The sequence below is a fragment of the Streptomyces sp. ISL-1 genome (assembly GCF_018614585.1).
GTDB classification, from domain to species: domain Bacteria; phylum Actinomycetota; class Actinomycetes; order Streptomycetales; family Streptomycetaceae; genus Streptomyces; species Streptomyces maoxianensis.
The window spans coordinates 75958-88756 of record NZ_JAGGOI010000031.1; the positions used below are offsets into that span (position 1 = coordinate 75958).

Annotated in this window: 12 protein-coding genes; 9 read left to right on the plus strand and 3 right to left on the minus strand. The window is 68.6% G+C overall.

What is annotated here, in order from left to right:
• Positions 1-4: 4 nt before the first annotated feature.
• On the minus strand, positions 5-817 hold the full coding sequence (locus tag J7E87_RS21780; RefSeq protein ID WP_215096161.1) for an SAM-dependent methyltransferase: 813 nt from the start codon (positions 815-817) through the stop codon (positions 5-7).
• Between the two features lie 48 nt (positions 818-865).
• Positions 866-1873 carry a helix-turn-helix transcriptional regulator gene (locus J7E87_RS21785; protein ID WP_215096162.1) on the minus strand — a complete coding sequence of 336 codons (1008 nt, stop codon included), beginning with the start codon at positions 1871-1873 and terminating at the stop codon, positions 866-868.
• A gap of 202 nt (positions 1874-2075) precedes the next feature.
• On the opposite strand from J7E87_RS21785, the gene J7E87_RS21790 reads away from it, so the two are divergent.
• The 7 genes from J7E87_RS21790 (at position 2076) to J7E87_RS21820 (ending at position 10370) form a co-directional block, all read left to right on the plus strand.
• The gene (locus tag J7E87_RS21790; RefSeq protein WP_215096163.1) at positions 2076-3323 is read left to right on the plus strand and encodes a CdaR family transcriptional regulator; all 1248 of its coding nucleotides are present in this window, start codon (positions 2076-2078) and stop codon (positions 3321-3323) included.
• A gap of 304 nt (positions 3324-3627) precedes the next feature.
• On the plus strand, positions 3628-4131 hold the full coding sequence (locus J7E87_RS35255; RefSeq protein ID WP_215096164.1) for an FAD-dependent oxidoreductase: 504 nt from the start codon (positions 3628-3630) through the stop codon (positions 4129-4131).
• 53 nt (positions 4132-4184) lie between these two features.
• The gene (locus J7E87_RS21800) at positions 4185-5831 is read left to right on the plus strand and encodes a long-chain fatty acid--CoA ligase (RefSeq protein WP_215096165.1); all 1647 of its coding nucleotides are present in this window, start codon (positions 4185-4187) and stop codon (positions 5829-5831) included.
• Between the two features lie 204 nt (positions 5832-6035).
• Positions 6036-7367, plus strand: coding sequence for an ABC transporter substrate-binding protein (locus tag J7E87_RS21805; protein ID WP_308313004.1), 1332 nt, complete (start codon positions 6036-6038; stop codon positions 7365-7367).
• Complete coding sequence (locus J7E87_RS21810; protein WP_374195209.1) at positions 7364-8308, plus strand: carbohydrate ABC transporter permease; 945 nt, start codon at positions 7364-7366, stop codon at positions 8306-8308. The genes J7E87_RS21805 and J7E87_RS21810 overlap by 4 nt, the downstream gene beginning before the upstream one ends.
• On the plus strand, positions 8308-9141 hold the full coding sequence (locus J7E87_RS21815; protein WP_215096166.1) for a carbohydrate ABC transporter permease: 834 nt from the start codon (positions 8308-8310) through the stop codon (positions 9139-9141). The genes J7E87_RS21810 and J7E87_RS21815 overlap by 1 nt, the downstream gene beginning before the upstream one ends.
• 38 nt (positions 9142-9179) lie before the next feature.
• A complete protein-coding gene (locus tag J7E87_RS21820; RefSeq protein WP_215096167.1) occupies positions 9180-10370 on the plus strand; it encodes an ABC transporter ATP-binding protein in 1191 nt (396 codons plus the stop codon).
• Between the two features lie 27 nt (positions 10371-10397).
• Here J7E87_RS21820 and J7E87_RS21825 read toward each other — a convergent pair whose 3' ends face one another.
• Complete coding sequence (locus J7E87_RS21825) at positions 10398-11186, minus strand: oxidoreductase (RefSeq protein ID WP_215096168.1); 789 nt, start codon at positions 11184-11186, stop codon at positions 10398-10400.
• A 257-nt stretch (positions 11187-11443) separates the two neighbouring features.
• On the opposite strand from J7E87_RS21825, the gene J7E87_RS21830 reads away from it, so the two are divergent.
• Together J7E87_RS21830 and tgmA are read left to right on the plus strand one after the other, a co-directional pair.
• The gene (locus J7E87_RS21830) at positions 11444-12226 is read left to right on the plus strand and encodes a nucleoside phosphorylase (RefSeq protein WP_215096169.1); all 783 of its coding nucleotides are present in this window, start codon (positions 11444-11446) and stop codon (positions 12224-12226) included.
• Positions 12227-12596: 370 nt separating this feature from the next.
• Positions 12597-12788, plus strand: coding sequence for a putative ATP-grasp-modified RiPP (gene tgmA, locus J7E87_RS21835; RefSeq protein WP_215096170.1), 192 nt, complete (start codon positions 12597-12599; stop codon positions 12786-12788).
• The last annotated feature ends 11 nt before the right edge of the window (positions 12789-12799 follow it).

Genomic DNA, 12799 nt, shown 5'->3' on the forward strand with positions numbered 1-12799 from the left:
GGCGTCAGCCGATCCGGGCGAGGCCGCCCCACTCGATCCATTCGTCGGTCAGCTGGGTCGGGGCCAGATCGCTGTCCGGTCGCCAGGTCGAAACCTCCACCAGGCCGGGTTCGAGAATCTCCAGACCGGTGAAGTATTCGGCGACTTCGCGCTCCTCGCGCACTCTGCCCCAGTTGCCGCCGGTGGCCTCGGCCATGAAGTCGGTGACGAACTTCCGGATCTCCGGCCGGTCGCTGACGAGCTGGCACACGACGAGGAAACTGCCCGGCACCAGGCGCTCCGCGACGCGCCGGACGAGGCCGGCCGGGTCGTCCTCGTCGGGGATGCAGTGCAGTACCGATACGAAGAGAGCCGCGACAGGTTGACTGAAATCAATCAGTCTCGTCGTCTCCTCGTGGCCGAAGATGCCATCGGTGTCCCGCATGTCGGCCTGTATGACCGCCGTGCGGTCATTCTCGTCCAGCAGCGCTCGACCGTGCGCCAGCACGATGGGGTCGCTGTCGACGTAGACCACCTTCGAGGCGGGGTCAATGGCCTGGGCGACCTGGTGGACGTTGTCCTGGGTGGGAAGGCCGGAGCCGTGGTCGATGAACTGCCGCACGCCGTACTCACTGGCCAGCAGTCGCACCACACGCTGCAGGAAGCGGCGGTTGTTGACCGCCAGCACCTTGGTGCTGGGCACCTGCTTCAGCAACTGCTCGCATGCCTCGCGATCTGACTGGTAGTTGTCGTCGCCCCCCAGAAAGTAGTCATACATGCGTGCCACGCTCGGCACGTTCGTGTCAATGGCGCTTGGGCGCAACGACTCGCCTTGCATCCAGTCCTCACCCGCGTCTGTCGAGATCAGGTTGTTGAAGCGACCATGCTAGGGAGAGCGCGTGCCATGGCATAGGCCACGCAAGAGGGGAACAGAAGCGCGCCATGTCTTTTCAGCCATGCGTCGCGCGCCCCCCGCGGGTCCCGGAGGGCGGTGGTTGCGGCAGGCGGCACCGCAGACCGTGCGGCTGGGCCGTCGCGCGTCGTCGACGCCGCTACGCGGGTGCCGCTCTCGGCAGGCGCCACCACAACGGTCAGAGGGCGGCCCCCTCCACCGGCTGTCACCGTCCGGGGGCCCCATGGCCTCGGCGAGTTCGGTGCGAGACGTCACACCGAGCTTGGTGTAGGCCCGCTGCAGGTGGTTGTTCACGGTCCGGGGAGAAAGGACCAGTCGCTCCGCGATCTCCCTGCTCGCCATACCCCGCGAGGCCAGCAGGGCAACGTCGAATTCGCGCCGGGTCAGCGGAATCGCCGAGTCCACTCGGACCAGTCCGGGGGTCCGTGCCCCCTCGCACTGCGCCGCCAGGTTGGATGCCCGGAAGGACATGGCGGTGGCCGCACGGACTCCCCCCAGGCCCTGATAGGCCTCTGCCGCGGCGGTGGCGGCCTCGGCCGCAAGCAGCGGCGTGCCCAGAGCTTCCAGACGGGCGGACACGTCCGCCAGCCGCCCAGGGTCGTGTTCGGTCAGTGCTGACGCATGCTCGGCACGCGCGGCCACGAACTGGCCGTCGCACAGTTTGGCCAGCTCCGTGAGCCGGTTGGCGACGCTTGCGGGATCACCCAACCGAGCGATGTCCGAGAGCAGTTGAGACTCCAGTGTCCACATTCCCTGGCGCTGGGCGTCGGCTGCCGCGTCACCGAGGATGTCGCGAGCCGACGACAGGTCACCTGCCGCCGCGATCCGAGTGTGCCGGGCCGGCGTACCGACTGCCCGGCGTGCGCGCGGCTGCACCGGCGCATCGGGCCGAGCCACCACAGCACCGGATTCGCCGTGCTCCGGCGGCAGCGCCTGATCCGCGCGCAGCGTTGGCGTCCCCAGCGTTGAGTGGTCCCGCATGACTCGCCTTCTGGTCGGATGGACTTGAGGCGCTCAACGTAATTGCGGGGTTCGCGGGCCGGTTCTGGCCGGGCGCAGAGCGTGACGCGCTCCCCGATTGTGCAGGTGCTGTTGTCCTGCCGTTCGGCGCGTGTTCCGTTCCGGTGATGAGATCGACTCGTGCCGTTCACGCGCTGGATACGGTTCGCTACTCTCCCCCCATATGCCTGCCGATTCGAGCGTCGTGCTGCGTGCCGTCGCCACGCGCGTACTGGACCAACTCCCGGGTCTCAGTTCGGAGATCGTCCGGATGATCGTGGTTCAGGAACCGACGTACCAAGCCGGGGGCGCGGTGCCGCTGGAGTTGCTCACGCAGTCGGTCGCGGCCAATGTGCGGATGGTCCTCGAATCGCTTGCCGGGGTCGAACGGCCCGAGGACGAGGAGCTGTCGGTGGCGCGCACGACGGGCCGCCGCCGCGCCCAGCAGGGCGTTCCGCTCGAAGCCGTGCTGCGCGCCTACCGGCTCGCCACGGAGCTCGTACTGAGCGCGATGCTCGCCGAGGTCCGGGGCAGGCCGTACGAGGAGCTCGCCGCATTCCTCGAAGTGACGTCCGCCGTGATGAAGGAGATGGACCATCACTCCGAGGGCGTGGTGGACGGCTACCGCCGCGCGGAGGCCGAGCTCCAGCGCCGCGACGCCCAGCGTCAGCAGGCCACTTTCGACGCCCTGCTGGAGGGCCGCGGGGCCGACTCCGACTTGGCGGACGAGGCGCTCACCACGCTCGGCCTTCCTCCCCGCGGACCGTACGCGATCGTCGTCGCCACATTCGACATCGCGGCCCAGCACACACTGAGCGCCACCCGGGACGCCTGCGCGGCGTACTCGTATACGGCGGCCTGGCGGATTCGGGGGGACTGCGAGATAGGCATGGTGGCGCTGGGGAACTCCACCGTGCCGCGCCTCATGAGTGCCCTGCGCCGCAACCCGGTCGGCAGAATCGGGGTGTCCGACCCCTTTGACGCGCTGCACGAGATTCCGGAGGCCTTCCGCTCGGCGGAGATCGCCGTACAGACGATCGCCCGCGGCAGCACCGAGGTGGCGTGGATCGCCGAACGCCTTCCCGAGGCACTGGTCATCTCCAGCCCCGCTCTGGCCGCGCGGCTCGCCGAGCGCGCGCTCGGCCCGCTGTTCGATCTCCCGGACGACGAGCGCGACATGCTCCTGCGCACCCTTGCCGTCTGGTACGACAGTGGCCGCTCCGCCGCGCGCTCGGCGCAGCGCCTCTACTGCCACCGGAACACGATCCTCAACCGGCTGCGCCGGATCGAGAACCTCAGCGGGTGGTCCCTGGAGGACCACCGCTTTCTCCTCGCCAGCTATCTGGGACTGCTGACGCTGACGCTGCTGCCCGGTTCGCAGCCCGTTGCCCGCCCGGCTCCGGTGAACGGAGCGGGCCCGGCGCGCTCCTGAAGGGCGTCAGGCAGGCCCGGGCACCTGCGATGCCGTGACCTCTGTGCGGCCGACCAGCGCCCCGGGCATTGCCTCGCCCCCGACCCTCATGTCGGTCCGGGGCCGCCGTCCCGGGCCCCGCCGCCTCGCCCACCGCGCGCCGCGCGGGCGTTGGGACGTCGGTGAGGAACCAGTGCGACGGGTGGGGCGGTGCACACGCGGGCCTGCCCGATCCTGTGCGGCTGCCCAGCCGCACCGGCCGTACATCGCGGTTTCCTTGCCGGACCCCAATCCCCGACCCACGCGGTGGAGACCGACAATGAGGATGAGCCCCGCATCGGGACGGGCGGCCGGCAGAGCCCTGGTGATCGGCGCCGGGGTCAGCGGTCTGACCACCGCGCTGTGCCTGCGCCGCGAGAGCTTCGCGGTGACCGTCGTCGCCGAGCGGTACGCGCCGGGCATCGCGTCCGCCGGCGCCGGTGCCGGCGCACTGTGGCAGTGGCCGCCGGCCGGGTGCGGACGCCACAACGACAGCACGTCCCTGGACCGTTCCAGGAAATGGTGCATGGTCTCCCATCGGACGTTCACGGAGCTGAGCGAAGACCCGAACACCGGAATCCGCACCAGGCCAGCCGTCTTCTACTTCCGACGGCCGGTTCACGAGGACGCCCGCGAACTGTTCAAGATGCGGGAGTCGAGCCGTCTGCCGCAGTTCCGCCACGACCCGGGCACGCGGATCATCCACAACTACGGTCACGGCGGCTCCGGTTTCACGCTCTCGTGGGGCTGCGCCGAAGAGGCGGCCGGCCTCGCCGCCCAACTGGCCTGACCGGACCGGCAGATCATCCCTTCCCCCACGCCGAACGCCTCCTGGAGGACGCTGTGCTCAGCACGATGCAGTACGTACCACTGACCGTGACCCGCATCCTGACGCACGGGATGACCGTGCACTCAAACTCATCGGTGACGACCTGGACCGGCGAGGCGGAGCCGCTGCGCCGCAGCTTCCGCGAGATCGGCCGGCGCGCCGCCAGGCTGGCCGGCGCCCTGCGCGACGAGCTCGGCGTCGGCAATAGCCAGCGCGTCGCCACGCTGATGTGGAACAACGCCGAGCACGTGGAGGCGTACTTCGCGATCCCCTCCATGGGCGCGGTGCTCCACACGCTCAACCTGCGGCTGCCCGCCGGCCAGTTGGTCTGGATCGTCAACCATGCCGCCGACCGGGTCGTGATCGTCAACGGTTCGCTGCTGCCGTTGCTGGCCCCGCTGCTGCCGCAGCTGCCGACGGTCGAGCACATCGTGGTCTCCGGCCCCGGCGACCGTACGCCACTGGCCGGCGCGCAGGCTCAGGTGCACGAGTACGAGGAGTTGCTCGCCGGGCAGCCGACCACGTACGACTGGCCTGAGCTGGAGGAGAACATGGCCGCCGCCCTCTGCTACACCTCCGGCACCACCGGCGACCCCAAGGGCGTCGTCTACTCCCACCGCTCCATCTATCTGCACTCGATGCAGGTCAACGCGAGCGAGTCGATGGGGCTGACGGACCGGGACACGGCCCTCGTCGTGGTCCCGCAGTTCCATGTCAACGCCTGGGGCCTGCCGCACGCGGCCTTCATGACAGGCGCCGGCATGCTGATGCCGGACAGATTCCTCCAGCCGGGCCCCCTCGTGGAGATGATCGACCGGGAGCGTCCCACGCACGCCGCCGCGGTCCCCACCATCTGGCAGGGTCTGCTCGCCGAGCTCACCTCCGACCCACGCGACATCTCCTGCCTGAGGACCGTCACGATAGGCGGCGCCGCCTGCCCGCCTTCCCTCATGGAGGCTTACGACAAGCTCGGTGTCCGCCTCTGTCAGGCATGGGGCATGACCGAGACGTCCCCGCTCGGCACGATGGCCCACCCGCCGGCGGGCTGCACGGCAGAACAGGAGTGGCCGTACCGCATCAGCCAGGGCCGCTTCACGGCCGGCGTGGAGGCGCGCCTGGCCGGACCCACGGGCCGGATCCTGCCCTGGGACGGGACCTCCCAGGGTGAGCTGGAGGTACGCGGGCCGTGGATCGCCGGCGCGTACTACGGCGGCGCGGTGAGCGAGCACTCCAGGCCCGCGGACAAGTTCAGCGACGACGGCTGGCTGAAGACCGGGGACGTCGGAGTCATCAGCCCGGACGGCTTTTTGACGCTGACCGACCGGGCGAAGGACGTCATCAAGTCCGGCGGTGAGTGGATCTCGTCCGTCGAACTGGAGAACGCGCTGATGGGGCACCCGGAGGTGGTGGAGGCCGCGGTCATTGCCGTACCGGACGAGAGGTGGGACGAGCGGCCTCTCGCGATTGTGGTCCTGAAGGAGGGCTCGACCGTGGACGGCGGGTCGCTCAAGGCGTTCCTGGGAGAGTCGGTCGCGAGGTGGCAACTGCCGGAGCGCTGGGCGTTCGTCACATCTGTGCCGAAGACGAGCGTGGGGAAGTTCGACAAGCGGGCGCTCCGCAAGCGGTACGCGGACGATGAGCTGGACATCGCCCAGGCCTGACTGCCCGAGTGCCCGAGTGCCCGAGTGCCTGGCGCGTCCGGCCGCCGTGGCCGGCTCTCGGTGGGGCAAGCCATCCGGGGGATCACCCGTCTCCTACACGAGGCGTTGCGCCGACAGCGGCAGGGGAGCGGTTACGTTCCCCGGGACGGAGGCGCAGCGCGCGGTGACCAGCCACCCGGTGAGCGCCGGTCCGGGAGGTGAACGGTGGGGCACACGAACCGACAGGCCCGCCCGGCACGGGCCCGCGGCGAAGCGCCGCCACGACCCGCCGGTCGTGGCGCCCCGCGGCGGCTGCGCTGCCTCACCGTGCTGCCTCTGCTGGCCGGGCTGCTGTCCTGCGGCTCCAGCGAATCCGCCGGCGGCCCGGTCAGCCTGAACTGGTACAACTTCCCCGACGACTCGGGCGCCCTGGCCGACGCGGCGAGCAGCTGCACCCGCGCCTCGGACGGGCGCTACCGCATCGCGTACAACAAACTTCCGCGCGGCGCGGACGGCCAGCGTCAGCAACTCGTCCGCCGGCTCGCCGCGCACGACCCCGCCCTCGACATCCTGGGTCTCGACGTCACCTGGGCCGCGGAGTTCGCCGAGGCCAAATGGATCCTGCCCTGGACAGGCGGCAACCGGCGCAGCGCCACCGAGGGCACCCTCGAGGTGCCACTGCGAACGGCGACGTGGAAGGGCAAGCTGTACGCCGTCCCGTACAACACCAATACCCAGTTGCTGTGGTACCGCGGCGACCTCGTGCCCAAGCCCCCCAAGACATGGGCCGAGATGCTGGACATGGCACGCGACCTCGCCAAGGCGGGCAAGCCCCACTATGTCGAGATTCAGGGCGCCCAGTACGAGGGGCTGACGGTCTGGTTCAACACGCTCGTGGAGAGCGCGGGCGGCTCCATCCTCAACGCCGCGGCCACAGCACCCTCGCTCGGCCCGCCCGCGGTCCAAGCGGCCACGATCATGCGCGACTTGGCCACCTCACCCGCCGCGGACCCCTCCCTGTCCAACCAGATGGAGGACCAGAACCGGCTGGCCATGGAGTCGGGCACTGCCGCTTTCGAGCTCAACTACCCGTTCGTCTATCCGTCGATGAAGGCGAACAGGCCCGAGTTGTTCAAGAGTTTCCGCTGGGCGCCGTACCCCGGCGTGGATCCGGGCCGGCTCTCGAAGCCCACGATCGGCGGCATCGACCTCGCCGTCGGCGCCTACTCGCGCCACCCCGACCTCGCGTTCGAGGCCGCGCTGTGCCTGCGCAATCGCCAGAACCAGATGACCGCGGCGCTCAAGGGCGGACTGCCGCCCACTCTGCGCGCGCTCTACACCGACAAGACATTCGTCAAGAACTACCCGTTCGCCTCCGAAGTGCTCTCGGCCCTGGAGAACGCCAGCGTCCGCCCCCAGACACCCGCCTACCAGAATGTGTCCATCGCGATCTCGCACACGCTCTCCCCGCCCTCGGCGATCAAGCCCCGCAGCGACATCGAGAACATCGGCAGCCAGATCGAGGACGCCCTCCAGTCCAAGGGGCTGATCCCGTGAACACTCCGACCCCCGCTACGTCGACGGCACCAGGCGTGGCGCCCGGCAGGACCGCGGCACTGTCCGAGGGAGCACGACAGGAGCGGCGGCTGGGTCTGCTGCTGTGCGCGCCCGCGGTGGTCGTCATGCTCGCCGTCACGGCCTACCCCATCGGCTACGCGATCTATCTGTCCCTGCAACGCTACGACCTGCGCTTCCCGAACCAGGCGAGCTTCGTTGGCCTGAGCAACTACGCGGCCGTGCTCTCCTCCGAGTTCTGGTGGGAGGCGTTCTGGGTCACCCTGCTGATCACCGTCGTCTCCGTGGCCGTGGAACTCGTCCTCGGCTTCGCGCTCGCCCTGGTCATGCACCGCGCCATCTTCGGCCGGGGGAGCGTGCGTACCGCGATCCTGGTTCCCTACGGCATCGTGACCGTGGTCGCCGCCTATTCCTGGCAGTACGCCTGGACGCCGGACACCGGCTACCTCGCCGCACTCCTGCCGTCCGGGGAAGCCCCGCTGACCGAGCAGTGGCCGGCCATCGGGCTGATCATCCTCGCCGAGGTCTGGAAGACCACCCCCTTCATGGCACTTCTCCTGCTGGCCGGGCTGGCTCTGGTGCCCGAGGAGACACTGCGCGCCGCCATGGTCGACGGTGCGTCCGCCTGGCAGCGTTTCAGGCTGGTCACGGTGCCGCTGATGAAGCCGGCCATCCTCGTTGCCCTGCTGTTCCGCACCCTGGACGCCTTCCGGGTCTTCGACAACATCTATGTGCTGACCTCGGGCGCTCATGGCACCGGCTCGGTGTCGATCCTCGGCTACGACAACCTGTTCACCGCGCTCAACCTCGGCATCGGATCGGCGATCTCCGTGCTCATCTTCCTTTGCGTCGGGCTGATCGCCTTCGCCTTCATCAAACTCTTCGGGGCTGCCGCCCCCGGCTCACAGGAGGCGGGACGCTGATGGCCGGCGCAGGCGAGCGACACCTCACCGGCTGGGCCCTCACCAACACTGTCGTGATCGCCTACGCCCTGTTCCCGGTCTGGTGGATCGCGGCCCTGTCTTTCAAGGACCCCAGCACCCTGACCGACGGAAACTTCGTGCCGGAGAAATGGACGCTGGAGAACTACCGCGGCATCTTCGAGACCTCGGAGTTCACCCGTGCCCTGATCAACTCGATCGGTATCGCCCTGATCGCCACAGTGATCGCCGTCGTGCTGGGCACCATGGCCGCCTACGCCGTGGCGAGGCTGCGCTTCCCCGGCAAGAAAGTGCTGATCGGCATGTCCCTGCTGATCGCGATGTTCCCGCCGATCTCCCTGGTGTCCCCGCTGTTCAACATCGAGCGGATCCTTGGGATCTTCGACACCTGGCCGGGGCTGATCATCCCGTACATGACCTTCTCGCTCCCGCTCGCGATCTACACCCTCTCGGCGTTCTTCCGGGAAATCCCGTGGGATCTGGAGAAGGCGGCCAAGGTCGACGGGGCCACGCCCGCCCAGGCCTTCCGGCTGGTGATCGCGCCGCTGGCCGCGCCGGGCGTGTTCACCACCGCGATCCTCGTCTTCATCTTCTGCTGGAACGACTTCCTGTTCGCGATCTCCCTGACCTCGACAACGCGGGCCCGCACAGTGCCGGCGGCGATCGCCTTCTTCACCGGGAGCAGTCAGTTCCAGCAGCCCACCGGTTCGATCGCCGCCGCCGCGGTGGTGATCACCATTCCGATCATCGTCTTCGTGCTGCTGTTCCAGCGGCGCATCGTCGCCGGACTGACGTCCGGGGCCGTCAAGGGCTGACCGGCAGCAGCCGATCGTCAGGACAAGGAGCACCGACCGTGGCCGAGATCGTTCTCGAGGGCATCACCAAAAGGTTTCCCGACGGCGCCCTGGCCGTGCGGGACGTCGACCTCACAGTCGGCGACGGGGAGTTCGTCATCCTCGTCGGGCCCTCCGGTTGCGGCAAGTCCACCACGCTCAACATGATCGCCGGGCTCGAGGACATCACCGACGGCACCCTGCGCATCGACGACCAGGTCGTCAACGACAAGGCCCCCAAGGACCGCGACATCGCCATGGTCTTCCAGAGTTACGCCCTCTATCCGCACATGACAGTGCGGGAGAACATGGGCTTCGCACTGCGCCTGGCCAAGGTGGACAAGACCACCATCAGGAGCAAGGTGGAGGAGGCCGCCCGCATCCTCGATCTGACGGTTCATCTGGACCGTAAGCCCGCGAACCTCTCCGGTGGCCAGCGCCAGCGCGTCGCCATGGGCCGCGCCATTGTCCGCGATCCCAAGGCGTTCTTGATGGACGAGCCGCTGTCCAACCTGGATGCCAAGCTCCGGGTACAGATGCGCACCCAGATCTCCCGCCTCCAGCAGCGGCTGGGCACCACCACTGTCTACGTCACCCATGACCAGACCGAAGCGATGACGCTCGGGGACCGCGTTGTCGTCATGCGCAGCGGTGTCGTTCAACAGGTCGGCACCCCGCAGTACCTCTACGACGAGCCACGCAACCTGTTCGTCGCCGGGTTCATCGGCTCACCCGCCATGAACTTCCTCCACGCCACCCTGGAGGAGAACACGCTGCGCACCATCGTCGGCGACATCCCCCTGGCCGCCGACGTACGCCAGAGCCTGGAGCGGCAGAACGCCCCACGGGACCTCATCGTGGGCCTGCGGCCCGAAGCCTTCGAGGACCCCGCACTGGTCGATCCGGGTCGGCCGGGCAACACCTTCTCCACCACCGTAGACGTAGTGGAGTCTCTGGGTTCGGACGTATACGCCTACTTCACCGAGGAGGACTGGCAGCCGACCGCCACCTCGGAACTGGAGGAGCTGGCCGCCGACTCCGGCCTCAGCGAGACGGGCGCCAGCGGCCACCAGGTCGTCGTCCGGCTCAATACCGCAACGCGGATCCGCGAGGGAAGCCGGGCCGAGCTGTGGGTGGACACATCGAGGATCCACGTTTTCGACCCACGCACCGGTGTGAACCTCACCCATCACGAGAACAGAGGCGGATGAGCCGGAAGCGCGGTTTCGGAGGGTGGTTCAGAGGGTGGTGATGAGGCCGCCGTCGATGACGAAGTCCGAGCCGGTGATGTTCCCCGCGCGGTCGCTGGCCAGCAGCAGGACGAGGTCGGCTACTTCCTGCGGGCGGGTGAACCGGCCGGTGACCGACTGGGTCGCCGCTTGCTGCGTGACGGCTTCGGGCGTGCTGCCGCTGTGCTGCGCGACTGTGGCGGCGACGCCCTCGTCGCCGAGCCACATGGCTGTTTCGACTGGTCCCGGGCTGACGGTGTTGACCCGCACTCCGCGCGGTCCGAACTCCTTGGACAGGGCTTTGCAGTAGTTGGTCAGGGCCGCCTTGCTCGCGGAGTAGTCGATGATGGACGGCTCCGGCAGGAAGGCGTTGACCGAGCTGACGGTCACGATGGCGCCGGTCCCACGGTCGGTCAGATGGGGCAGGGCCGCTCGGGTGGTGCGGACAGCTGCGAGGAAATTGATCGTCAGGCTCCAGGACCAGTCGTCGTCGCTGACGGACAGGGAGCCGCCGAGACGCGGGCGTACGGCGCCGACGTTGTTGACGAGGATGTCCAGCCCACCGAAGAGGGAGACTGCCTCGTCGACGAGCTGGGCGGGGCCGTCGGGAGTGGTGAGGTCCACGAGTACGGGGCGGACCTCGGAGTCGGCCGTGAGTTCGGCCAGGGGGTCGGTGAGAGTGCGGGCGCCCGCGGCCACGCTGACGCCTTCGGCCGCGAGCGCCTGCGTGATCGCCAGGCCGATTCCCTTGCTCGCGCCGGTGACGACGGCCGCCTTGCCTGCCAGTTGCAGCTCCATCAGGACTCCAGGGGGGTGGGTGCCGGGCAACGCTCGATCGTGGGGGGCCCGAGGCCAAGGATGCTGCCCCATCCGGGGGCGTGATCGGCACTTTTGCGGCGTGCGCCACGCCGCGGTACCTCTCCCGGACGCCGCCCTCCTCGGAACGCGCTCCCGGCCTGCTCATGCGAACCGGCCCAGGACGGGCAATGCGAGCGGTCCCGCTGACGCTTCTCACGGTATTGACGGCCCGTCGGCAGATCAGCAGACTCGGGCGGATGCCGATGCCGAACTTTCCCGGAAAGCACGAGTTGACCGCCTTGTTCCAGCCGGCCGACTTTCTGGGCCGGTTGCGAGAAGCGAAGTCTCCGGACGGAACCTCCATGTCCGAGGGAGCCGTGCTGGTCTACAGCGTCAAGCTGATGCGGCAGATCCTGGAACGCCACGAGGCGAGTGAACGCCACGTCGGTCCTGGCTACTTGAACGTCCATGACGTCAAGGTGCCCGGTGGCAGGGTGGCCCTCGCGGGTGGATTCGGCATCGGAGGGCCGGCAGCCGCTACCGCCATGGAGGAGATGGTGGGAGCCGGTGCGCGACGGATCGTCAGCATCGGCGGAGCGGGCGGACTGCATCCTGCCCAGGCCATCGGCGACCTCGTGGTCTGCGATCGAGCTGTACGGGACGAGGGCGTCTCCTACCACTACCTGCCGCCGGACGAGCGATATGTCCGCCCGGACGCGGCATTGACCGCACGGCTGCTGGAAGCCGTCGAGCAGCGTGCCGACGGTGTTGTGGCCGGAGGAACCTGGACCACCGACGCTCCCTACCGTGAGACCCGCGAAGAGGTGCTTCACTACCGCGCCGAGGGCGTGCTCACCGTGGAGATGGAGGCCGCCTCGCTGGCGGCCGTGGCTCTGCACCGGGGCGTGGAGTTCGCCACCGCGTTCGCCGTCATGGACTCGCTGGCCGAGGAGTCCTGGCGCCCGGAGGGGCTCGGTCACCCGGACGCCGTCGCCGCGTTGAACATCCTCTTCGACGCGGCAGCGGCTGTGCTGGTCTGACAGCCCTCGGGCCGACTGGACAACTGCCGTGCTTGACAGGCGTTTCGGAAGGCGTGAGCGCGGGACACGGGCTTACGTGTACCTCGCCGAGCGGTGACACAGGTCACCCGGTCTTCCAATGCACCCGATGGCTCGTTCTGGCGTCTCACTCAGTGTCAGGGAGACGTCAGAAAGACGTCAACGAGTCGCGCGAGCTGGTGTGTTCGCGCGGTTGGCCGCGTAGTTGTCCGGATCTGGCCACGGGCCGGCGCCCACAGCCTTCCGAATTATGACGGTATGTGATGAAACCATTACGTCGCTGATACGTACTGTTACTTACGTGGCATGGAGTGGGGCTGTGGGCGGAGCCCTGTAGGGGAGGGAGAGAAGCATGAGACCTTTTGTGTGGAACTATGCGCGTCCGGCTGAGCTGTCACCGGTGATCGATCAGTATTCGTACGACCCTATCCTTCAGCTGAACGTTCTGACCGACGGGCGTCCGGCCATCATGGACAGGGCGTTGCTGGCGGCAGTCGGCACCACCACATCGAAGGCCGGTTCCGCGACCCACTTCGACGACTGAGCGACCGTACG

What these genes read in the sequence shown, in the direction of transcription:
- J7E87_RS21790 (WP_215096163.1), top strand. Translation starts at nt 2,076, where the DNA reads ATGCCTGCCGATTCGAGCGTCGTGCTGCGTGCCGTCGCCACGCGCGTA.
- J7E87_RS21815 (WP_215096166.1), top strand. Translation starts at nt 8,308, where the DNA reads ATGGCCGGCGCAGGCGAGCGACACCTCACCGGCTGGGCCCTCACCAAC.
- J7E87_RS21785 (WP_215096162.1), bottom strand. Translation starts at nt 1,873, where the DNA reads ATGCGGGACCACTCAACGCTGGGGACGCCAACGCTGCGCGCGGATCAG.
- J7E87_RS35255 (WP_215096164.1), top strand. Translation starts at nt 3,628, where the DNA reads ATGAGCCCCGCATCGGGACGGGCGGCCGGCAGAGCCCTGGTGATCGGC.
- J7E87_RS21825 (WP_215096168.1), bottom strand. Translation starts at nt 11,186, where the DNA reads ATGGAGCTGCAACTGGCAGGCAAGGCGGCCGTCGTCACCGGCGCGAGC.
- J7E87_RS21830 (WP_215096169.1), top strand. Translation starts at nt 11,444, where the DNA reads ATGCCGATGCCGAACTTTCCCGGAAAGCACGAGTTGACCGCCTTGTTC.
- J7E87_RS21780 (WP_215096161.1), bottom strand. Translation starts at nt 817, where the DNA reads ATGCAAGGCGAGTCGTTGCGCCCAAGCGCCATTGACACGAACGTGCCG.
- tgmA (WP_215096170.1), top strand. Translation starts at nt 12,597, where the DNA reads ATGAGACCTTTTGTGTGGAACTATGCGCGTCCGGCTGAGCTGTCACCG.